Source organism: Bradyrhizobium sp. GW821-FHT13H06, assembly GCF_058803975.1.
The window spans coordinates 381,230-402,951 of the sequence record NZ_JBXAPN010000004.1; the positions used below are offsets into that span (position 1 = coordinate 381,230).

Sequence of the window (21,722 nt, forward strand, 5' to 3'; positions counted from 1 at the left end):
CTATTCTCCCGCCTCGACGATTGTCGGCATTTTGTCGGCGAGCGACATCGGTCGGTTGGGCACGGGAACGTCCAGCGGCTTGCCGCCGAGTCCCGCCGGTCCGGCGCGCAAGAGCCGATAGATGTAATAGGTTCCGAACGAGAAGATGAAGGCATAGACCGCGACGAAGAGGATCAGCGAAGCCGTGGCGGCCGACGCGGTCAGGAACGGCGTCGCGGCATCTGCCGTGCGTAGCACGCCATAGACCGTCCATGGCTGGCGGCCGACTTCCGCGGTGTACCAGCCCGTGAGGATGGCGATCCAGGGCAATGGAAAGCTGAGGAAGATGCCCCACAGCAGCAAGCGGCTGCGCTCGAGCCGATGCTTGAGCCCGAGCCAGGTCCCGAGCCAGGCAAGCCCCAGCATCACGAAGCCGCAGCCGACCATGATGCGAAAGGCAAAGAACGGGATTGCCACCGGCGGGCGGTCCTGCGGCGCGAAGCTGCTCAGGCCAACCTCCTTCGAGCTCAGACTCATGCTTGCGATGATGCTGCCGAGCACCGGGATCGAGACGGCATATCTGTTCGATTCGGCGCTCGAATCCGGGATCGCGATCAGCACCTCCGAAGCCGGTTGCTCGTCATGCCAGCGCGCTTCGATCGCGGCGAACTTGGCCGGCTGGTAATCGTGAACGTAGTCGCCGACGAGATGCCCGATGAACAGCTGGACTGGAAGCAGTACGGCCGCGAGCGCGAGGCCCATGCGCAACATGACCTGTGCCTCGGGCCGATAGGTCCGCCGCAGCACGTACCACGCGCCGGTCGCCGCCACGCAGAACGCGCCGGTCAGATAAGAGGCGAGCAGCATGTGCGGAAATCTGACCCAGACCACCCGGTTGAAGATGATCTGCGCCCAATCGTCAGGCACGAACTGGCCGTTTTGCAGGACATAGCCGGTCGGCACCTGCATCCAGCTGTTGTTGACCATGATCCAGAACGCCGACAGCGTGGTTCCGAGCGCGACCATCGCGGTCGAGAACAGATAGAACCAGGGCGGCACCCGAGGCCGACCGAAGATGAGGATACCGAAGAAACCCGCCTCCAGCATGAAGGCGGTGAACGTCTCGTAAGCCAGCAGCGGGCCCTGGATCGGCCCCGACATCTTGGAGAGCACGCTCCAGTTCGTTCCGAACTGGAACGCCATCACGACGCCCGATACGACGCCCATGCCGAAGGCGACACCGAAGATCTTGAGCCAGAACTCGAACAGCGTCCGGTACACTGGCCTGCCACTGTACTGGTGCATCGCTTCGAGCACGGTCAGCCAGGCGGCGAGCCCGATCGTGAACGCCGGGAAGATAATGTGGAACGAGATGGTGAAGGCAAACTGCAGCCGGGACAGGAGAAGCGCCGTCGGATCCATGGGAAGCCCCTTCTTTTCTCACGCTCGCTTCACGGGCGCCGGTGCGCATGCGGCCGGCTGCGGAATGTTTTCGACCTTGAGGACCTCCGCCGTTGCCGCGCGGATCTTGCGGCAGAAATCCGCGTCCTCGATCAGTGACACGCCATAGGACGGGATGATCTGCCTCAGCTTCGGCAGCCAAGCGCTTGCCGTCAGCTCGCCGGGGAAACACTTTTCCAGCACGCTGATGGCGATGAACGCCGCAGTGGAGGCACCTGGCGAAGCGCCGAGCAGCGCAACCAGCGAATGATCGTCCGCGCCGACGAGTTCGGTTCCGAATTCAAGAAATCCGCCACGTTTGACGTCGGGCTTGATGATCTGGACGCGCTGGCCCGCGACCTGCAACCTCCAGTCCTTCGGATCGGCCATCGGGAAATATTCGTCGAGTGCCGCCAGACGGTGGCTCTCGGACTGCAGCACCTGCCCGATCAGATACTCGGTGAGATCGAAATTGTCGCGTGCCACCGAAAGTAGCGGTTTGACGTTCGCGGGACGGATGGACTCGAAGAGGTCGAGCAGAGAGCCGTGCTTGAGGAACTTGCTCGAGAAGCCGGCATAGGGCCCAAATAGTAACGACCGCTGACCGCCGATCACGCGCGTGTCGAGATGCGGCACCGACATCGGCGGTGAGCCGACGGCGGCCTTGCCGTAGACCTTGGCGTGGTGACGTCGGTTGATCTCCGCATCGTCGCAGCGCAGCCAGATCCCGCTGACCGGGAAACCGCCATAGCCGCGTCCCTCCGGAATTCCGGACTTCTCGAGCAGAGGCAAAGCACCGCCACCGGCGCCGATAAAGACGAACTTCGCGAGGACAGACCGGATGTCGCCGCTGTCGGTATCGCGCACCTCGATACGCCAGCGGCCGTCCTGCCCGCGAACGAGATCGGTGACGAAGCTCTTGTAGCGCGTGGTGCAGCCCGGCTGGCCGACGAGGTGACGGACCAAAAGATGAGTCAGCGCCCCGTAATCGACGTCGGTCCCCGTGATGATACGCGTGGCCGCCACGGGATCACCGCCGGTGCGGCCCTCGATCACCAATGGCGCCCACTCGGCGATCTTCGTCGGATCCTCGCTGTATTCCATGCCCTCGTAACAGTGATGGGCGGCCATCGCCTTAAACCGCTTCCTGAGAAAGGCGACGTTGTCGGCACCGTGCACGAAGCTCATATGCGGCACGGGATGAATGAAGGATCGCGGATCGGCGATCGCGCCACGCCCAACGAGATAGGACCACAACTGCCGCGACAGGTCGAACTCGACATTGACCTGGAGCGCCTTCGAGATATCGACGCTGCCGTCGGGCCTCTCCGGCGTGTAGTTCATCTCGCAATTGGCGGCATGCCCGGTGCCCGCGTTGTTCCACGCATCCGAACTTTCGAGCGCACAATCCTCAAGGGCCTCGAGCATCTGGATCGTGAGGGAGGGCTCCAACTCCTTGAGAAGGACCCCAAGGGTCGCGCTCATGATGCCTGCGCCAATGAGGACGACGTCGCATTCGTGGTCGGAAGTTCCTTGCATGGCGCCTCTCTTCGTTCAGTTGGAGTTCGATGTTGTGCTCTGGATGGCCGATCAGGCCCGCGCCGGCCGCGGCGCCTTGGCGCGGAACGGCACTTCTGCTCCCGGCCGCAGCACCACGTAGGCGCGGCGCCAGGACGAATCGTCCGTCAACTTCCAGCTGTGGCCCGATCCTGCGGTGTCTTCGGCCAGCAGGACATGGCCAGGATGAATGAGGAAGTGATGGCCGTCACGCGTCTGGAAATCGAGCGTTCCACTCAACGTGATCACGAGTTGGCGGACCGGCGCGGTGTGCCAGGAGAAGGCGCCGCCCGACTCAGTCTCCTGGAAGGAGACGCTGACGGCATCGATCTTGCCGCTCAGGAAGTCGCCGCGCTGGCCGGGCTCCAGCTCGATGAAACCCTCCTCGAAATGCGAATTGGCGTCCTGTCCAGTCCACAGACGTACACAGCGGATCATTGCTTCTCTCCCTTCAACCAGCCTTCTCACCAATCGCAGACGACGCCATGATCTCGGCAACATAGGGCCTGACCATCTTCACGGGATCCACGATACGGTCGAACTCCGTCTCGGTGACGAAGCCGAGTTTCAACGCCGCCGATTTCAGCGTGAGATCGTTCTCCATTGCGTAGTGCGCGATCCGCGACGCCCTGTCGTAGCCGATCACTGGCGCCAGCGCGGTCACCAGCATCAAGGATCTCTCGACATATTCCTGGATCTTCTTGCGATTCGGCTGGGTGCCTTCGACCAGGAACGTGCGGAAGTTCGTGCAGCCATCGGCAAGGATCGTGACGGATTGCGCGATATTATGGATGATCAACGGCTTGTAGACATTCATTTCGAGATAGCCGCCGGCGCCACCGAAGCCGACAGCGACGTCGTTCGCCATCACCTGCACCGCGATCATCGTCAGCGCTTCCGCCTGTGTCGGGTTGACCTTTCCCGGCATGATCGACGAGCCGGGCTCATTCACGGGGATCAGCAATTCGGCAAAGCCCGCGCGCGGTCCGCAGGACATCAGGCGGATGTCGTTCGCGATCTTGTAGAGCGAGCCGGCCAGCGTGCGCAGCGTGCCGGATAGCTGCACCAGCGCATCGTGCGCGCCCTGCACGGCGAATTTGTTGGGAGCGCTGACGAACGGCAGGCCGGTCAACCGCGCGATCTCGGCAGCGACCGCCTCCGCGAAACCCGGGCCAGCGTTGATCCCGGTGCCAACGGCCGTGCCCCCGAGCGCGAGCCGGAAGACGCCCTTGAGCGCGTCGTCGATGCGTGCAAGATCGTCCGCGAGCATGCCGGCGTAACCGGACCACTCCTGCCCGAGTGTCAGCGGGGTTGCATCCTGCATGTGGGTGCGGCCGATCTTGACGACGTCGTCCCACTTGGCCGATTTTTCCGCGATTGCGGCGTGCAGCGCCTCGACTGCCGGCACGAGTCGCTGGGTGACGCTTGTCGCCGCGGCGATATGCATGGCCGAAGGGAAGCTGTCGTTCGACGATTGCGACATGTTGACGTGATCATTCGGATGAACGGGATCCTTGCTGCCGAGCGGCGTGCCCGCGAGCTGGCAGCACCGGTTCGAGATCACCTCGTTTACATTCATGTTGAACTGCGTTCCGCTGCCGGTCATCCAGACATGGAGCGGAAACATGTCGCCGTGCTGGCCGGCGAGGATCTCGTCGCAGACCTGGACGATTAGCTTGTGAAGCTTGTCATCGAGGCGGCCGCCGGCGCAGTTCGTTGTCGCAGCCGCTTTCTTCAGGATCGCGTAGGACTGGATCATCTCGCGCGGCATGAGGTCTCTGCCGATGCTGAAATGTTCGAGCGAACGTTGCGTCTGCGCGCCCCAGAGCTTGTCCGCGGGAACGGACACTTCACCGAGGCTGTCTGTCTCTTTGCGGAGGTCGTTCATCCCTGGCTCTCGTGGCGGTTGATCTCGGAAGGCGCCATCCTGACGCGTGCTGGAAATGATACGTTGCGCCCGGCAAGCCTGCTTTCGCGAACGAACGCCCCTTTGCCGAATGGCATGGCGTGGCGGTGCACCGGGAAAGAACCGCTCAACCGGGATCGCGGCGGATCCGGCTCTGCAAGCAGAGCAGCAGCACGGACCCCGACGATACGATCGGCGCCGAAAGACTGGGCGCCCCGAGCCACGTCGTCGCATAGCCGCCGATGGCCGCGCCGCAAAGGAATGTCAGGCAGAGCACGAGCATGGCCACGCCACCACGCAAGGCGTCGCGATCGGAGGTCGACACGAATTGATCGATAGCGCGCAACATGTTGCCGGTCACGGTGACGGAGAGATAGCTCCAGCGATCGATGCGCCTGAAGCTGGCCGACTGCAGCGCGATGCCAAAGGAGATCATGAGGATGGCGATCGGATCAGGGATCCGATGCAGCAACAACATCGCTGCCGCGAGGCAGACGATATGCGCAACGAGACAACGCAGCGGCGCCTGCATGCGGATTGCGACCCAGGCGCCAAGAAGGAAGCCGACGATCGGCAGCAGATGGTGCGCCGCTTGCTGCCATCGCCCGGATAGGGCATCGATGCCAAGGAAGACGACATTGCCGGTCTGCGAGCTCGCGAACACACCACCGAGCGAGAGCCAGGTGAAGGCATCGAGAAAGCCGCCCGAAACAGTCAGCAGAGCCGCAACGAGGAGCGATCGCTCCGGAGCATAGGCGACGGCGCGGGGCTCGGCCGCGGCGTCCGGAGATACGGCTTGCATCGCCATGCCGGTCGGCCCAGTGTCAGGCCTCCGCGCGCGGGGCAGCCTCGTCAGGCAGCAAAACGCGTCGCGGGTGTGTGAACACGCCGTATCCGTCATCGCGGGCAATCGCCACGAGCGTGATGCCCGCTTCCTTCGCAGTCTGGATGGCGAGCGCGGTCGGAGCGGATACAGCCACGACGACCGGCACGCCCATCATCGCCGCCTTCTGCACCATCTCGACCGAGACGCGGCTCGTCAGGAGCACGGCGCCCTCGCCGGCCGAACCGCCGTCGCGGAGGACCGCACCCGCGAGCTTGTCGAGGGCATTGTGCCGCCCAACGTCTTCCCTGACCGGACCGATGCCGCTGCGCGGCGTCCAGAAGGCCGCCGCATGAACGGATCGCGTGTGCTGATTCAATGTCTGGAGCGGAGACAGGGCCTGCATCGCGTCCAGCAGATCCCGTGCGCGAAAGACAATGTTATGATCTTTCACCCGCGAGGGCGCACGTCGCGCCTGTTCAAGGCTTTCGATGCCGCATAGCCCACACCCAACCGGACCGCTGATGGCACGGCGGCGGGCAGCCAGGGACACCGAGCAGTCGCCATCGAGCCACATCCGCACCTCGACGCCCAGCTCGTTCGGAATCAGATCGATGCTCCTGATTTCGTCTCTTCGTCCCACGATGGCTTCGGTGAGGCTGAAGCCGATACCGAAATCCTCCAGATCGGCGGGCGTTCCCATCATCACGGCATGGGTCGAGCCGTTATAGGTGAGCGCGATGGCCGTCTCCTCGGCGATCAGCCGAGAGGTCGACCGCGTCTGACCGCCGCGCCAGGCGATCTCCGAATGTCGCGTGAAAGTCGATCCCGTCATCATGGCTCACACCGTCGCTGGCTGGGCCGAGTGGCGGGACGCCCGGCTTCTGAGCGCCAGCCCGAATGCAATGAAACCCCAGCCCTGGAAGATCAGGTCGACCACCAGCATCGCACCGAGCAGCCGCAGGCCGATCGCGGGCCAAGCCGCCACCAGCATCGCGCCGGCGCAGAACGTCAAAACACCGGCGGCGACGATCCAGCGCCAACCCGCAGCCGGTCGCATATGAACACCTGCCCAGATCCGCATCACACCGGCGACGACGAGGAAGGCACACACCGCGAGAGACAGCGTGAACGAGGCCAGGACCGGATCATAGAGGATGATGATCCCGGCCGCGCCGTAAACAATGCCCGCGAGCAGCCAGAACAGGAATCCCCGCATAGCGCGCACCGAAAAAGCATGCACAATCTGGAAGACGCCAGCGACAGCCATGGTGGCGCCAATGACCAGCACGGAGGCGAGACTGGCGGCCATCAGGTTTGCGGACGCAATGCCACCGAGGACCAATTCGCCTGCGCCCAGAGCAACGAACCAGCCCCATTTTCCGCTGATCGCGTGGATGGCTCTTCCAAGCGACGCCTTCGAATTCGACATGTCCGTCATGGCTTGACCCTTGCACTTATGACCGCTCTCCCGGTCATGAATGGGAGCAAGGGTACAAGCGGGCCCACGCCCCATCTTTCGCAAAAACGGCGATATTGTTGATCTGCACGATGCGGAGCGTTGGCGCGGTGAGCTTGCGGGGCACGAACGGGAAGTTTCCCGTCGTCGCGCGTCGAGACCGCGCTAGGCCCGACGCGGGATCTCGACGACGGTCCTGGTCCCGTCGGGTCCGAAGCGGATATCCATCGTTCCATTCAGACGCGCAACGAGGATATCGGCGACGGAACGGTCGAGCCCGGGCCGGCCTTCGGCAGTTATCCTATTGTCGATGATACAGCACGTGACCGAATTTGCCGTTCCCCAGACTTCGAGCCGGATGGCGCCGGCCCCATCGAGAGAGAGGTGACGCGCCGAGGCGGTGATCAGTTCGAAGACGATCATGCCCAGCAACCAGCAACGCTCGGAGCTTACCTTGAGCGGCTGGAGCAGGAGCGAAAGCGCGATGCCCTCATGCTCAAGCCGTGAGCGGCTGATCGACCTGCACAGTTGCCGGAGATAGGAGGCCAGATCAATGGTCGTGGCGAACTGGGGCATCTGCAATGCGTGGTGGAGGCACACATGGCTTTCCAGTCGATCCTGCACGGAAGCGAGTATCGCTCTCGCCTCCGTGCCTTCGCAGCGACCGGCAGCCTCCGACAGCAATTCGATCACGGACACGAGCTCGCCCTCGATCTGATGGGCCAGCTCGCGCAGCAACATGCGCTCCGCGTTGGTGCCGCTATCCGGCGATAGCTCCGAGAGACTGCTCATCCTTCACCCGCCTCCCGGCCGAACGACTTGCCTTCTTACGAATTCGCGCCGCTCCGCCCGGTCTCGTACAGGAACCAGATCCGCCGCTCCGTCTCGTCGATCCAGTTCTCCAGCAGGCTTGCGGTGGCGACATCGCCATATTCGTCGCAGAGCTCGTGGACCCGGCGCATTTCCCGTGTCAGCTGCTGATTGTCGCTGCGCAGCTCGGCCAGCATATCCTGCGGATCGACATAATCCGCGTCGTTGTCGAGAATGCGCTGCTCGCGGGCGACGTGACCGATCGATCGCAGCGTGGTGCCGCCGATCTTGCGCGCGCGCTCGGCGATATCGTCGGTCATGGCGAATATCTGTTCGGCCTGCTCATCGAGCATGAGATGGTAGTCGCGGAAGTGACTGCCAGATACGTGCCAATGGAAGTTCTTCGTCTTCAGGTACAGCGCGAAAACGTCGGCGAGCAGCGCTCTCAGCGCGGCAGGAATGTCCCGGTTCGCATTGGCTCCCAGATCGGTCGGGCCTTGCAGGTCTGCTTTTGTCATGGTTGGCATCCTTGTTGGAAAGTGGACGATTTCTAGCTCGAGGGCGGCAGCCGGTCTTTCCGTGCTGAAACATCGTTCCCGGATTGCACGCCCACAGGCGCGCGGTGACTCATTCGGTGGGCTTCATCTGCTGCCGCTGCGGCAGAGGCGAGATCGTCGCGAACACGCCATCGCGACGGATCAGGGCGTGGAACAGCGCTGCTGCGAGGTGCAGCAGCACGAGGGCGAAGAACGCGAGGCCCAGATAGACGTGGGCATTCCAAAGCAGCGTGTGTGCTTGGTCGCTCTGCGGCAGCAACGCGGGAATCCGAATCCAGCCATACAGGACGACCGGATAGGCCGCAGCCCAGAGCATGCCGAGACCAAGCAAGGGCATGACGATCATGAAGCCATAGAGCAGCAGATGCGACAATCGCGCTCCCAGCTTCATCGTCGCCGGAAGGTCGGCCGGCAATGGCGGTGCGCCGAAATGAAGCCGCAGCGCCAGCCTGACCAGGACGAGCACGAGGAGTGCAACGCCGAGCGTCTTGTGGATCAGGATGAGCGGCAGATATTTCTGAGCCACGGTGGACACCATGCCTACACCGATGAAGAGCATGGCGATGATGCAGATCGCCATCAGCCAGTGCAGCAGCCGCTGGATCGGGGCAAAGCGTTGCGGGACATTGGTCATGGCTTGGCAACCTCGGTTCTCGGATAGTCGCTGGCTTCGGCTGCGCGAAGATCGTAGGATTTGCGGTAGACGGACGAGCGCGCCGCCGGGAAGGGATCGTCCGAAACCCGGACTCCCTGCGGCAGCACCGTCGGATCGAAGTTGATGTCGCGGCAGGGCCCATCCCGCTCGGGTTCAATTCGCTGCACGACCAGCGTTCCAACCTGGACCTTGCGCCGGTTCTCCGGCCAGGCTTTGCTCGGATCAGCGGTGGGATCGCCCGGATCGGCCACAGTGGTGACCATGGTCCACCGTTGCGGCGCCGACCGCACCCGGCTCGTGATCTCCTGCTCGAGAAAATTCGGGCCGCGTTTCTCAAGCTCCGCCTGGGCGATGGAAGCAGGCTCTGCCGCGGGCACCAGCGACCACCGCACGGTGTGCTCATCGCCCTTCGCGTTCGTGAAGACGAAGCTGTCGAGACCGTTATACGAGTCCTCCGCGTAGCTTCCGGTCCAGGGCGCCGCCTTGGACCAGGCCGCGAAAGCGGCGAACTCCGGATTTGCGCTGATGAACGTCTTCATCGCCTCCGGATCCTTCTTGCCGGCCGCAACCAGCAGATCGTGAAACGCGTCAGGCGTGGACACCGCAAAGAATGGCGGGTTGATCATCGCCATTCGCCACTCCTCTCCGTCCGCCGCCGATATCTGGAGCCCCATGCCGCGCACGCGCACGGTCGCGTCCACCGTGTTCGGATCGGCCGTACCGAGATTGAAACGGCCCAGAACCGGATAGCGGCCCTGCACGAACACCTTGGCGCGGGACAGCTCGACACCATTTCCGTTCGCTTCGAACATGCCGGTGAAGCAGATTCCCTTGGCATGATTGCGCCGGTGCCCCAGCGGCGGGCCGCTCGGAGGCGTCAACGCTGCAATCATGCGATCCGGCGTAAGACGCCCCGGCGTGAGCCATCCCGCGGTATACGCAAAGGCGGCGGCGCTGCCGCCGACCACGGCGGCAATCAGAACGAGCCATCCAAGGCTCGAACGCTCTACTCTACCTGGCTGATTCATCAAGTCCTCTCGCAACGCGGCGGCCGCCCGGCGCTCGAAAGCGCGCAGCTCTCCGCTTGATGGCATGAGCGGAACTTAGCGGACCGCCGCTATGCCGATCTTCCCAAACGCACCGTCAATTTCGTGAAGGCACGGCGGTCCCGTCCGATAAGATCACCACCGATATCGCACGCGAAGCGGCTTCGGGCCTTCCCGGCATCACCCTCCCGACGTCGGGTCGCCGCGCTGTCGCGTGCAATCCACGCCGGCAAGTACCTGGCGAAAGCCATCGTCTTCTCGCAACAGTGATGCACAATCACGGGCTTTGCGAACAAAGCGACTTATATATCTCGGCATAGAATACAATTCCGGAAACGCCGTCAGCCGAGCAGCGATCCTCGCCAAGCGACTCTCCGCACGAGAACGCAATGGAGACTCGCTATGAATGCACTCAAGATCCTGATCGCCTCGGTGCTGATCTCAACTGCGACAGTGTCGTCGGCCTCCGCCGCCTGGTCCTTCGCCGACCAGGAGCCCGCAACCTTTGCCTCGATGTATCCCGACCGCGACGTGCTGAATGGCGGCGCGTTGACCCCGGCAGGACGAATGGGGCTCGAGCGCCCCGGTGGCGCGGCTCCCGTGTTTGGCGCGGTTCAGGTTCGCAACCACCACTGGCGCCGATGACAAGCCGAACGAGCAATCAAATACAGCTACCAGATTCAGATGACCATCGTTCACGCCTCGAACGGAGTACGACCGCACGATGCGGCGTACCCCGCGGCGTGGATGTGCATGCATCCCTTCGTGCAATGACGAAAATGATCGTTCAATTGATACTGCCGAGCCGGTGCACGCATGCACATGTCTGATGCGCGAGCCGAGGCGTTCCCGGCGTCGCTTTGTCAAGGAGATGTACAATGACTACACTGAAACTGTTCTCGGCCGGGTTGATCGCTGCGGCCATGGTTGCTTCCCCGGCGATGGCGCGTGAAGGTAATACGAACGCGCGGCGGACGAATGTCGATGCCTACGCGTCGGCTCAACGTGTTCCGGTTACCTCCAAGCGCGGTTGCACGCGGGCTCCGGACGTCGGCGCCTATGCATCTGCCCCGTGGCGTCGCCCGCCCTGCGAGCCCAAGTCCGGCTATTGAGCGCACCGGCCGGACAACGCTGCCTCGGCAGAACGCAGTTGCGCGTGCTGAACTGAAGCGGGTCGTTGCGCGTCTCGGGGCCTTTTGGCTTACGCGGAAAAGAGGAATGGCAGCTCCTCATGCTGTCATTCCTCCAATTTGATCGACAACTCTCGAGTCGTCCGCTCCGTCATCGCCGCTGCACGGGCGATGGAGGTGCCGACATCATGAATGATTGCCGCCACCCGGCAGAGCGGCGACGACCGTTTCGGGTAGCACATCCATCCGTCTGTCGCGATGGTCGCGACATGGCGATAAGGCGGTTGCGCTGCACGACTGTCTCTCAGCACCCCGGCGGCAAGATCGGCGAGACTCCCGGCGTCGGCGCCGCACCTGACGCGTTGGCCGGCAGCACTGTCGCAGGAGATGCCAGATTCATCGTCATGCTTTCCGCACAGGTCGAGGTGTTCGGGCTGGGCGCGACGACAGCACTTGGATCGATGCCCGTGCCGACATCGCCGCTGATCGCGACCGGGATCGTACCCGGCGGCGGCCCGGCCTGCACTTGCGGGATCGAGAGCGGCAAACTCGCAGCGCTCTCCACCAACCCGCCCGGCGTTGAGCTGCACGCCACCGTCACTCCTGTCCCTGACGGCGCGGCAGCGGAGATTGTACCGATCGAGCTCCCGATTTGTCCCATGATCGGTATGGTTGGAGCCACATTGCCCGCCGTCGGCGATCCCATGCTCGATGCAATCGGCATTGTCGGCACCGACGTCAGAGATGTCGATGGTGGCGCGCAGACGACGGCGGTACCGGGGGTCGTCGGATCCGACGCGAGCGGAACGGGTGCCAGCGTGGTATCGGGTGCGCCTTGCACGGTCGTTGCGGAGAACGGACCCGGGCTATTGAGCGGTGAGGTGACGATGGCGCCCGGTACGGTCGGCAGGCTCATCGCCGTGCTGCCGGTCGTCGCGACCTGGGCTTTGCCCGCGGGGCAGCCGAGCAGCAGGGCGGCGAGCGCTGCGCACACGATCCGGATCATGTCTGCCTCCCCTCGCTCGCCTCATTCTTGCGAATGGTGACCTGGCTGCCCTCCGCCAGATTGACCGCCGGATTGAGCACGACTTGCTCACCGGGCTCCACGCCCTCGCGCACTTCCACCGACGTGCCGAGATCTCGCGCGATCGAGACTTTCTGCAAATGAACGGTGCCGTTGCGCACGACTGCGACATGTAGGCCGTTCTGGTCGAAGACCAGCGCATCGGCGGGAATCGACATCGACGGCGTCTTGCGCGGGATCGACAGTTCGACCGTGCAGTAGATGCCGGGACTCAACGCGCCGTCGGGATTGGGGACGTCGATCTCGGTCAGCAGCGTTCGGCTTCCCGGCTGCAACGCGGTCGCGATGCGCGTGACCTTCCCTGGAAATGCCCGGTCCGGGATCTCGGGAACGTGAATCTCGGCCTCGACGCCCGGCGCGACGCCGAAGGCCTCGTCCTGCGGCACGAACACTTGCGTTCGGATCACGTTCGAATGCATCAGCGTGAACATGAAGGTCGATCCCGCCTGAACGAGGCTGCCATTGTCCACGTTGCGTTGCGTGATCACACCGTCGAACGGTGCCACCACGCGCTGGTAGGCCTTCTCCTGTTGAAGCACGCGAATCTGCGCCTCTTGTGCCGTGATGTTCGATTGGGCGACGCTCACGGCCGCCTGCTGGGCGCGCAGGGTGAGACGGTCGTTGTCGCCCTGCTGGGCCGTCAACCAGCCCTGCTTGACCAGATTGCTGTCCCGCGCATTGGTGACGTCGGCAAGCTCCCGACTCGCCTGCGCCTGCTGCAACGCCGCCTGGTTCTGCGCCAGCGTCGCCTGCGCCTGCGCGATCTGCTGGTCGAGTTCCGGCGCGGTGATCTCCGCCAGGAGATCGCCCTTCTTCACGCGATCGCCGATATCGACATAGCGCTTCTCGATGTAGCCGCTGGCCCGTGCGAAGATGTTCGCCGCCTCGAATGCCGTCGTCGTCGCCGGCAGGGTTACCTTCGTGAACTCGAGGCTGGCGCGGACCGTCGCCACCCGAACCTCCGGGACGGCAGCCTTGATCTGCTCTGCCGATACAGCCAGATCGCGTGCGGCCTGATAGTGCCGCCAGCCGCCCACGCCGAGACCGCCGGCAAGGAGCAGGATCATGGCGCCGCCGAGCCATGCGCCGCCGTAGCGGCGGCGCGGCCGCGCGTCCTTGCCCGGCAGCTCCACGATGCGGCAGCTTTCCGCATCGGGCGGCTCGCTCACGTCGTGACTATTGGTCCGCACCCGAACATCGCTCATTCCGGTAACTCCTCGAACACGCCGTGGTGAGGCTTGCCGTCGTTGCGCTTCCGCAGCCAGGCGAAGAGATAGGGCACGATCAGCAACGTCGTCGGCGTTGCGAACAGCAGCCCGCCGATCACGGCACGGGCGAGCGCCGCGTTCTGCTCCTCGCCCGGGCCTCCGATCGCCATCGGGATCATGCCCACGATCATCGCGGCGGCCGTCATCAGCACGGGGCGGATTCGCGTGCGGCCCGCGCTCAGCGCAGCCTCGAACGCGGTATGCCCATTCAGTTGCGCGTCACGCGCGAAGGTCACGAGCAGGATGGAATTGGCCGATGCGACGCCCACGGCCATGATCGCACCCATCAGCGAAGGCACGTTCAGCGTCGTCCCCGTGATGAACAGCATCGTCATGATACCGCAGAAGGTCGCGGGCAACGCCATGATGACCACAAGGGGGTCGCCGAAGTTCTGGTAGTTCACGACCATCAGCAGATAGACCAGGATGGCGGCAAACAGCAGCCCGATCCCGAGATCGCGGAACGATTGATGCATGCTCTGGATCTGCCCCAGAACCTGAATCGAATTTCCCGGCTGGAGCTGCTTTTGAAGCGTCGACGTGACCTTCTCGATGTCAGCCGAGACGCTGCCGAGATCGCGCCCCTGCACGCTCGCATAGACGTCATAAACCGGCTGAACGTTTGCCTGGTTCAAATTGGTGGGCACAGTCCCCCGCTTGAAGGTCGCAACATTGCTGAGCAGGCCAGGCACCGTCTGTCCGCTTGCTGCCGATGAGGCCGACACCGGCGTGTTCCCCAGTGCGTTGAGCGAGTTCGCCCTGTACTCCGGCGTCTGAACGGCAAGATAATAAGGGATGCCCGACGTCGGGTCGGTCCAGAAGTTCGGTGAGACCTGGGCCGACGAGCTGAGACTGACATTGATGTTGGTTGCCACCGTGCTGGCATTGAGCCCCAGCTGTGCGGCCCTTGTGCGGTCGATGTCGGCGTAGAACGCGGGAGCGTCGACCTCCTGTTGAAGATGCGCGTCGACGACTCCCGGAATGGCCGCCAGGCGCTTTTGCAGCTCCTTCGCAACGGACAGATTGTTGGCGCCGTAGCCGACGGTACGAACGTCGATTTGCGCCGGCAGGCCGAAATTCAGGATCTGGGTGACGATATCCGCCGCCTGGAAATAGAAGACGTCCTCGGGGAATGCCGCCGGCAGGACCTGGCGCAGCTTCCTGACGTAATCCGCAGTCGGCCTGTGGCCGTCCTTGAGCGATACCAGGATCGTGCCGTCGTTCACTCCTATCGTCGAACCGTCGGTGAAGGCCAGATTGTAGGGACGCGCCGGCAAACCGATATTGTCGACGATCAGCCCGCGATCCCGGTCCGGAATGACTTCGCGGATCTTGTCCTCGACCGCCTGGAAGATGGCCTCGGTGCGCTCGATCCGGGTCCCGGCGGGCGCACGAACATGGAGCTGGATCTGACCGCCGTCGATCAGGGGATAGAAATCCCTGCCCACGTAGACGAACGTGACGGCCCCGAGTGCCAGCACGAGCACGGCAGCGATCGGCACGATGCTGCGACTCCGGAGCAGGGTCGTCAGGAGCTCGGAATAGCCGTCGCGCAGGCGCTCGAAGCCGCGCTCGAGCGCGGCGGACGCGCGCGAAAACATGCCGGACGAACTCTCGCCCTCGCCATGGCGCCGCTCCCCCTTCAGCAGCAGACCGATCGTGATCGGCGTTAGAGTCCGCGACAGCGCGTACGATGCCAGCATGGCAAACACCACCGCTAGGCCGAGCGGCGTGAAGAGGTATTGCGCCGGTCCTTCAAGGAATATGACCGAGGTGAAGACGCAGCTGATGGCGAGCGTAGAGACGAGCGTCGGTACGGCGATTTCGGCCGCGCCGTGCAGCGTCGCTTGCGACAGCGGCATCCCCTCCTCGGTCCAGAGCCGATGCGTGTTCTCGATCGTCACCGTCGAATCGTCGACCAGAATGCCCACTGCGAGCGCCAGCCCACCCAGCGTCATCGTGTTGAGGGTCTCGCCGAGAAAATGGAGCACAATGAGCGAGGACAGCATCGCGAGCGGAATGGAGATCAGGACCACGAGCGTCGACCGCCAAGATCCCAGAAATACCAGGATCATCAGCGCCGTGAGACCGGCCGCGATCGCTCCTTCGCGCAGCACGCCGTCGACGGAGTGGGTGACGAAGACCGATTGGTCGAACAATTCGCTGATCTTCAGCCCGGCCGGCGCCGACGCCCGAATCGACTTCAAGGCCTGCTTGACCCCGTTGACGACCGCAAGCGTCGAGGCGTTGCCATTCTTGATCACGCTGAGCAGAACCGCGCGGTGACCATCCTCGCGCACGATATTCTGCTGGACCTGCGATCCGTCCCGAACCTGGGCGACATCCTTCAACAGGATCGTCGCGCCGTTCGCGAACTTGACCGGGATCATGTTGAGATCCTTGATCGAGGCCGGCGTCGCGTTGGTTCGCACGGTGTACTGGGTATCGCCGATCTTCGCCGTTCCGGTCGGCAGCGTCAGGTTCTGGGTGTTCACCGCATTGACGATGTCGAGCGGCGTCAATCCGCGCGACGAGAGTTTGTTCGGGTCGATGTCGACCATGATCTGGCGATATTTGCCACCCGCAGGCGTCGGCAGCGTTACCCCCGGAACCGGAGCCAATTGCTGCCGGATCCGATAGATTCCGAAGTCGTACAATTGCTGCTCGTTCAATTTGTCGGACTCGAGGCTGAGCTGCAGTACCGGCACGCTCGACGCATTGAACTGCACGATCACGGGCGGCTGAATGCCCGGCGGCATCAGGGCGCGGATGGCGTTCGTTGCCGATACGATCTGCGAGATCGCGAGATCGAGATTGACGTCCGGCTGGAAGTAGATCTTTTGAACCGACAGGCCATTGAGCGTCTGCGCTTCGATATTCTTGATGCCGCTAACATTGGCGCTGATCGAATACTGGCTGTACGTGGAGACGCGCTGCTCCATCTCCGGCGTCGAGAGGCCGGTATAGCTCCAGATGACGGTGACGACGGGGATGCGGATCTCTGGAAAGATGTCCGTCGGCATCGACCAGACCGAGATGCCGCCCAGAAACAGGATCAGCGCCGCGAGCACATAGAATGTGTGCGGAAACCGGAGCGCAAAGCGGACAATTCCCATGGAGACAACTACTTCGAGCAGGTTGCGGGAAATTTTCAGATGGCGACGATGCTTGACCGTTCAAATGAAATCGAGTTCAGCATCGTGACCTCTCGATCGTTCACGTCGATGCGAACGCCTCGCGCTCGAGATAGTGTCGGGACGGGTGGGTGGCGACAGAGACGACGCCGCGCACCGTTCCTGTCCGCGGGCGGCCGCGGGCTCCAGGGTGGCACGGATCGCGGCACGCCTGACCTTTGCAAAGGCGCGAATCTCGATCTGCCGGACGCGCTCGCTGGAGATCGAAAGCTCGCGGGCGAGCTGATCGAGCGTCGGGGGATGCTCCGCCAGCCGCCTTGCCTCCAGCACGCGCCGCTCGCGCCCCGTGAGGCCATTCAGCGCAATGCGCAGGGCATCGGTCCGATGCTCCATCTGATCCTGATCGGCAAGGACGGTCTCGGCGTCGCTCGCCTCGTCCACAAGCAAGGCCTCCCACTCGGTACCTTGCTCGTCGCCGCCAACCCGCGCATTCAGCGATAGATCGCCGTGCAGGCGGCAATCCATCTCCATCACTTCGCGCGCCGAAACTTCGAGCTTGGTGGCGATCGCCTCGGCGACATCGGGGGTAAGCCGCGCCATCCCGCCCTGGCCGGCCTTTCTCATCTCGCCGCGAAGCCGGAAGAACAGCTTTTTTTGAGCGGCCGTTGTTCCGATCTTGACCAGCGACCAGGAGCGCAGAATGTATTCGTGGATGGCGGCCTTGATCCACCACGTCGCATAGGTGGAAAATCGCGAGGCTCGGTCGGGCTCGAACCGCGACGCGGCAATCACCAGCCCGAGATTGGCCTCGGCCATGAGATCGGCGAACGGAAGGCCGTATCCCCTGTAGCTCCGCGCGACCTTGGCGGCGAGCCGGAGGTGACTTGTGACGAGCGCGTTCGCGGCGTCGCCGTCCCTCGTCTCCTGCCAGCGACGCGCAAGCTGCTGCTCCTGCTCGCGTTCGAGCAGGTCGTAACGGCCGATGACCGAGGAATACGCATTGAACACAGCGGCCGCCGTACGCCTACCCGGCTCAGCCGTCTCGATCCTGCTCAAACCCGCATGTCGCATTGGCATCTTTTGCTCCCACATTCGAACCGGCAAACGGAACGTAAGAAGCCTCCGACTGACGGCGCCAGTAAACTGCACTTAACAAGCCTGAATTCGCTTTCAGAGATCTCGCCGCTCTTTCCGCTTCGCACGTCGCGCACGTGGCATCGGCGGTCACATCGGCGCGAGGCTCGCGTGAAGCGAACGAACCGGCGCCGATGCCGCGGGTTCGCGTGATGTCGCGCCCGTCGTGGCGAGGATCTCCACCCGTCCGCCGGGTGCCGGGCAAATGGTCAGGCAGAAGCCGTGCAGCTTCAGGATCGCAGCGACGAGGCTCAGTCCCAGTCCCACTCCCGGCGTGTTGCGCATCTTGTCGGAGCGATAGAACCGACGCAGCACCGCCTCGCGCTCCGACTCGCCGATGCCGGGGCCGGTATCGCTCACGCGCACGAGCACGGTCCTGTCGTCCGACACCAGCTCGAGCGTCACTCTTCCGCCCGCGGGGGTGAACTTGACGGCATTGTCCACGAGATTGGCAACCGCCTCGAACAGCAGGTCCCGATCACCCCGCACCTGCACTTTGCGGTCGATCTCGACGTCGATTTCGATATCCTTGTCTTCGGCAATGGGTTCGTAGACGTCGCACACCTGACGCAGGATCTCGTCGAGCGCGACGTCGCCGAAGCCGGCCGTACGGCTGCTGCTCTCGATTTCGGCGAGGCGCAGCAGCGCGGTGATGATTGCGAGCGACTGGTCGATTCCGGCCATTGCCTTGTCCACGATGTCCTGAAGGTCCTCCAGCGTGGCCGCATGCGTGCGCCCGCGCTCCAGCGCCAGGCGGGCTCGCGTGAGCGGTGTCCTGAGATCGTGAGCGATATCGTTGCCGACACCGGCCAGCGCGTTGATCGTGGTCTCCATTTCATCGAGCATGCCATTGACGATCCTGGCCAGCCGCGCGAACGGATCGTCCGCGTTGGTCTGTGGGAGGCGCTCGCGGAGATCGCCGGCCACGATGCGCTGGACCCTCTGGTTCACCTCCTCCACGCGCCTCTGGGCGCGGACGCTCAGCCAGGCCCCGGCCAGCAGGCAGAGGCAGAGTGCCGGCAGCAGACCGAGCAGCAGCGCCTGCCCGACGACGTTCGATATCTCGCGCGTCTCGTCAACGTTCCTCCCAATCACCAGGATATGGCCGTTGCCCAGCCGCCTGCCGGCGGCCTTCACAACGGTGTCGCGAACCGCCGACGGCCCGGCGCGTGCGAGCCGCACGCTCCGGACCGGCCCGCCGAGAGCGAGCTGTGATGGCAAGTGCCCGATGTTGCCGGTAAGCGGAGTCCCTACGGCATCGAACAGCCCGGCATATTGCACGCCCCTGGAATCCTGCTTGAGATGATCGGAGATCGCGTCCATGAGACGGCCAGGCGGCAGCTCGGCCATGAAGTTGAGCTGCGTTGCAATCATGCGGTCGGATCGCATGATCAGGTAGTCGTCGATCTTCCAGTAGATGAAGGCGAACAGGGCGGCGACGAACAACGCCAGCGTGGCTGCTATCGCCGCGGCCCACAGGAACGTGTTCGAACGAATGAACTGAATCTGGCGCATCGATCCGCCGAACCTGTTAACGAGTGCGCAGCACGAAGCCGGAGCCGCGAACATTGTGAATGAGCTGCGTCTCGCCGGGGCCGTCGACCTTGTGACGAAGGCGACCCATGTGCACGTCGATGAGATTGGTGGTTGCCGGAACGAATTTGTAGTTCCAGACCTCCTCGAGCAGCATCGCGCGGGTCAGCAGCTGATCGCTCCGGCGCATCATGTATTCGAGCAGGCGGAATTCGCGCGGCAGCAGATCGATCTCGCGCTCGCCCCGCCGCGCGGTCCGCTCGATCAGGTCGAGCTCCAGCGGCCCGGCGCACAACGTGGTCTCGCGGCTGTCGATCGGACGCCGCAGCAACGCCTCCACCCGGGCGACGAGCTCGATCAGCGCGAACGGCTTGGTGAGATAGTCGTCTCCGCCGACGCGCAACCCACGCACCCTGTCGTCGACCGCGCCGAGCGCGCTCAGCACCAGGACGGGCGTCCTGACCTGGTCCTTGCGCAAGGCCTCGATGACGGTCAGCCCGTCCATTCCAGGCAGCATCCGATCGACGATCAGGGCATCGGGAGACGATTCGCGCGCCCGATCGAGACCGCCGATTCCGTCGGGCGCCCATCGCACCTCGAACCCGCGCTCGGTGAGTTCGGCCACGATCGCGTCAGCGGTCTCGGCATCATCCTCGATCAGGAGAATCCGCGTCATTGTACTGGTCCCACGTCCTGCGAGGCCTCGAGACCGGCGGCGAAGCATGGGCTCGGTGATCCGCGACGACATGTTCAATGCCCGCCCGGGCCGAACACGCGAGGCAGGACCGGCATGCGACGCACCGCTGTCTCGCAACAGATGTAATCCTGCGTGGAATGAAGCACCATTAAATTGCATTTCAGGGCGCCCGGGAACACGGCCGCTGCTGGCGCCGGCGCGAAGGCGATCGAATGTGCTGTCGCAGTGATCATCTCTCATCTCCATGCAGCAGGACGTTGCAACAGTTATGTCCTCAGCGAGGCTGCTGTTACCGCCGAAATCGGCGACGTTGCGAGTTTGCACGATCGTGCTTGTCGGCAAGACCGGGATCACGGCCCATTGAACGCCGGTGAGCAATTCGTGCGTTTTGTCGGCGCGCGCTCGTCCGCACCTCCTCCGCAGGCCGGCTTGGACTGCCAGCTGTCATCAAAGGAGAAGCCAAATGACCACTCTCAAGCTCTTGTCGACCGGACTGATCGCAGTCGCCATGCTCGGTGGCCCCGCCATGGCGCGGGAGCGTCATGAAGGCGCCCGCCCATCCGCCATGCAAGCCGATCCGGTTGCATCGTACGGGTCGGACTATCAGGTCGGTCGCGCCTGCGTTCCGGCGCCCCGTGTCGGCGCGTTTGCGACGGCGCCGTGGACCGGCAACAACGTTCCCTGTGAGCCGGGCACCGGCAGCTTCTGATCTCGACGACGTCGCGGCCGGCCGGGCGGGTGCTTCGCTCGGCCGGCCGCCTTTCACGATGGGGTCGAGCCTGACGTTGACCCCGCCCACGCTCGGTCGTCGCGCCGGCGGATCACCTCGCCGATGCGCAGCGCCCCGCTCCTGAAATCGAATTCAGTGGGATTACCGCGCGACCTTCCTACCTTCCCTTCACGACAGGGCTTGCCGACGGCACGAGGCTGAAAGCGACGGCATCGCCCGCCGGGCATCCGGACACGAAAGGAGTCTCTCATGAAACGAGCATTGATGATCATGGCGACAGCGGCGCTCGCCTCCGCGCTGGCGATCGGAACGGCCGAGGCACATGGCGGCGGCGGTGGCGGTGGCCACGGCGGCTTTGGCGGTGGCGGTGGCCACGGCGGCTTTGGCGGTGGCGGATTCGGCGGCGGACATATGGGCTTTGGCGGCGGTGCGCATTTCGGCGGCATGGGACATGGCGGCGGATTCGGCGGCGGAGCCCGATTCGGCGGCGAGCACCTCGGCTCCGGAAATCATGTCGCAACCGGCGGCTTCCGGCAGCACGCGTTTCACCGTTTTGACCGCTTCCGGTCCGGATATGGATTCTACGGCTATCCGGATTGCTATGACTGGTACGAGCTGCATCCGGCCCAACCCTTGCCGCTGAGCTGCAGCTAGGTCCGCGCGCACGACGCTGATCGGTCCGGACCACGCAAGCTCGCGGCCCGGATCGATCGAACTGCGGGCGCGAAGAAGACCACACAGCAGCCTACGGGTGTAGCCACTCCTCGGCGTGCCCAGCGC

At 63.9% G+C, this 21,722-nt stretch carries 20 protein-coding genes and 1 pseudogene; 4 read left to right on the forward strand and 17 right to left on the reverse strand.

Annotated elements, in window-relative coordinates; translation table 11 throughout:
* The 11 genes and pseudogenes from AC1RQP_RS19160 to AC1RQP_RS19210 form a co-directional block, all read right to left on the reverse strand.
* Nucleotides 1–1,401 (reverse strand): cytochrome ubiquinol oxidase subunit I, encoded by a 1,401-nt coding sequence (locus AC1RQP_RS19160; RefSeq protein ID WP_492938107.1) that lies wholly within the window; start codon nucleotides 1,399–1,401, stop codon nucleotides 1–3.
* An 18-nt stretch (nucleotides 1,402–1,419) separates the two neighbouring features.
* A complete protein-coding gene (gene mqo, locus AC1RQP_RS19165; protein ID WP_492938108.1) occupies nucleotides 1,420–2,958 on the reverse strand; it encodes a malate dehydrogenase (quinone) in 1,539 nt (512 codons plus the stop codon).
* Nucleotides 2,959–3,009: 51 nt separating this feature from the next.
* Nucleotides 3,010–3,414: a cupin domain-containing protein gene (locus tag AC1RQP_RS19170; protein WP_492938110.1), complete on the reverse strand. Its 405-nt coding sequence runs from the start codon at nucleotides 3,412–3,414 to the stop codon at nucleotides 3,010–3,012.
* Nucleotides 3,415–3,427: 13 nt separating this feature from the next.
* Entirely contained in the window at nucleotides 3,428–4,864 is a 1,437-nt protein-coding gene (fumC, locus tag AC1RQP_RS19175; RefSeq protein WP_492938111.1) for a class II fumarate hydratase, read from the reverse strand.
* A 145-nt stretch (nucleotides 4,865–5,009) separates the two neighbouring features.
* Nucleotides 5,010–5,690, reverse strand: coding sequence for a YoaK family protein (locus tag AC1RQP_RS19180; RefSeq protein ID WP_492938112.1), 681 nt, complete (start codon nucleotides 5,688–5,690; stop codon nucleotides 5,010–5,012).
* A 16-nt stretch (nucleotides 5,691–5,706) separates the two neighbouring features.
* Entirely contained in the window at nucleotides 5,707–6,543 is an 837-nt protein-coding gene (gene fdhD / locus AC1RQP_RS19185) for a formate dehydrogenase accessory sulfurtransferase FdhD (protein ID WP_492938113.1), read from the reverse strand.
* Between the two features lie 54 nt (nucleotides 6,544–6,597).
* A pseudogene (locus AC1RQP_RS19190) lies at nucleotides 6,598–7,221 on the reverse strand (HdeD family acid-resistance protein); the annotation flags it as partial.
* Between the two features lie 108 nt (nucleotides 7,222–7,329).
* On the reverse strand, nucleotides 7,330–7,905 hold the full coding sequence (locus AC1RQP_RS19195) for a histidine kinase dimerization/phosphoacceptor domain -containing protein (RefSeq protein WP_492938114.1): 576 nt from the start codon (nucleotides 7,903–7,905) through the stop codon (nucleotides 7,330–7,332).
* An 86-nt stretch (nucleotides 7,906–7,991) separates the two neighbouring features.
* Nucleotides 7,992–8,492 carry a Dps family protein gene (locus AC1RQP_RS19200; protein ID WP_492938115.1) on the reverse strand — a complete coding sequence of 167 codons (501 nt, stop codon included), beginning with the start codon at nucleotides 8,490–8,492 and terminating at the stop codon, nucleotides 7,992–7,994.
* Between the two features lie 109 nt (nucleotides 8,493–8,601).
* The gene (locus tag AC1RQP_RS19205) at nucleotides 8,602–9,165 is read right to left on the reverse strand and encodes a cytochrome b (RefSeq protein WP_492938116.1); all 564 of its coding nucleotides are present in this window, start codon (nucleotides 9,163–9,165) and stop codon (nucleotides 8,602–8,604) included.
* Nucleotides 9,162–10,214, reverse strand: a complete 1,053-nt coding sequence (locus AC1RQP_RS19210; RefSeq protein WP_492938117.1) for a catalase family peroxidase — start codon at nucleotides 10,212–10,214, stop codon at nucleotides 9,162–9,164. The genes AC1RQP_RS19205 and AC1RQP_RS19210 overlap by 4 nt, the downstream gene beginning before the upstream one ends.
* Before the next feature lie 420 nt (nucleotides 10,215–10,634).
* Between AC1RQP_RS19210 and AC1RQP_RS19215 the strand changes: the two genes are divergently transcribed.
* Together AC1RQP_RS19215 and AC1RQP_RS19220 are read left to right on the forward strand one after the other, a co-directional pair.
* Entirely contained in the window at nucleotides 10,635–10,877 is a 243-nt protein-coding gene (locus AC1RQP_RS19215; RefSeq protein WP_239622748.1) for a hypothetical protein, read from the forward strand.
* Nucleotides 10,878–11,110: 233 nt separating this feature from the next.
* Nucleotides 11,111–11,344: a hypothetical protein gene (locus AC1RQP_RS19220; RefSeq protein WP_239622747.1), complete on the forward strand. Its 234-nt coding sequence runs from the start codon at nucleotides 11,111–11,113 to the stop codon at nucleotides 11,342–11,344.
* Between the two features lie 322 nt (nucleotides 11,345–11,666).
* Here the strand turns inward: AC1RQP_RS19220 and AC1RQP_RS19225 are convergent, their stop codons facing one another.
* The 6 genes from AC1RQP_RS19225 to AC1RQP_RS19250 form a co-directional block, all read right to left on the reverse strand.
* The gene (locus tag AC1RQP_RS19225; protein WP_492938119.1) at nucleotides 11,667–12,368 is read right to left on the reverse strand and encodes a hypothetical protein; all 702 of its coding nucleotides are present in this window, start codon (nucleotides 12,366–12,368) and stop codon (nucleotides 11,667–11,669) included.
* Nucleotides 12,365–13,651, reverse strand: coding sequence for an efflux RND transporter periplasmic adaptor subunit (locus AC1RQP_RS19230; protein WP_492938120.1), 1,287 nt, complete (start codon nucleotides 13,649–13,651; stop codon nucleotides 12,365–12,367). Before AC1RQP_RS19230 ends, AC1RQP_RS19225 begins: the two co-directional genes overlap by 4 nt.
* Entirely contained in the window at nucleotides 13,648–16,830 is a 3,183-nt protein-coding gene (locus AC1RQP_RS19235; RefSeq protein ID WP_492938121.1) for an efflux RND transporter permease subunit, read from the reverse strand. The genes AC1RQP_RS19230 and AC1RQP_RS19235 overlap by 4 nt, the downstream gene beginning before the upstream one ends.
* Before the next feature lie 60 nt (nucleotides 16,831–16,890).
* Nucleotides 16,891–17,925, reverse strand: coding sequence for an RNA polymerase sigma factor RpoH (rpoH, locus tag AC1RQP_RS19240; protein WP_492938122.1), 1,035 nt, complete (start codon nucleotides 17,923–17,925; stop codon nucleotides 16,891–16,893).
* A gap of 147 nt (nucleotides 17,926–18,072) precedes the next feature.
* The gene (locus AC1RQP_RS19245) at nucleotides 18,073–19,497 is read right to left on the reverse strand and encodes a sensor histidine kinase (RefSeq protein ID WP_492938123.1); all 1,425 of its coding nucleotides are present in this window, start codon (nucleotides 19,495–19,497) and stop codon (nucleotides 18,073–18,075) included.
* 16 nt (nucleotides 19,498–19,513) lie between these two features.
* Nucleotides 19,514–20,191 (reverse strand): response regulator transcription factor, encoded by a 678-nt coding sequence (locus AC1RQP_RS19250; protein ID WP_061882070.1) that lies wholly within the window; start codon nucleotides 20,189–20,191, stop codon nucleotides 19,514–19,516.
* Between the two features lie 484 nt (nucleotides 20,192–20,675).
* On the opposite strand from AC1RQP_RS19250, the gene AC1RQP_RS19255 reads away from it, so the two are divergent.
* Complete coding sequence (locus AC1RQP_RS19255; protein WP_239622741.1) at nucleotides 20,676–20,921, forward strand: hypothetical protein; 246 nt, start codon at nucleotides 20,676–20,678, stop codon at nucleotides 20,919–20,921.
* Between the two features lie 270 nt (nucleotides 20,922–21,191).
* The gene (locus tag AC1RQP_RS19260; protein ID WP_492938125.1) at nucleotides 21,192–21,596 is read left to right on the forward strand and encodes a hypothetical protein; all 405 of its coding nucleotides are present in this window, start codon (nucleotides 21,192–21,194) and stop codon (nucleotides 21,594–21,596) included.
* Nucleotides 21,597–21,722: the final 126 nt, after the last annotated feature.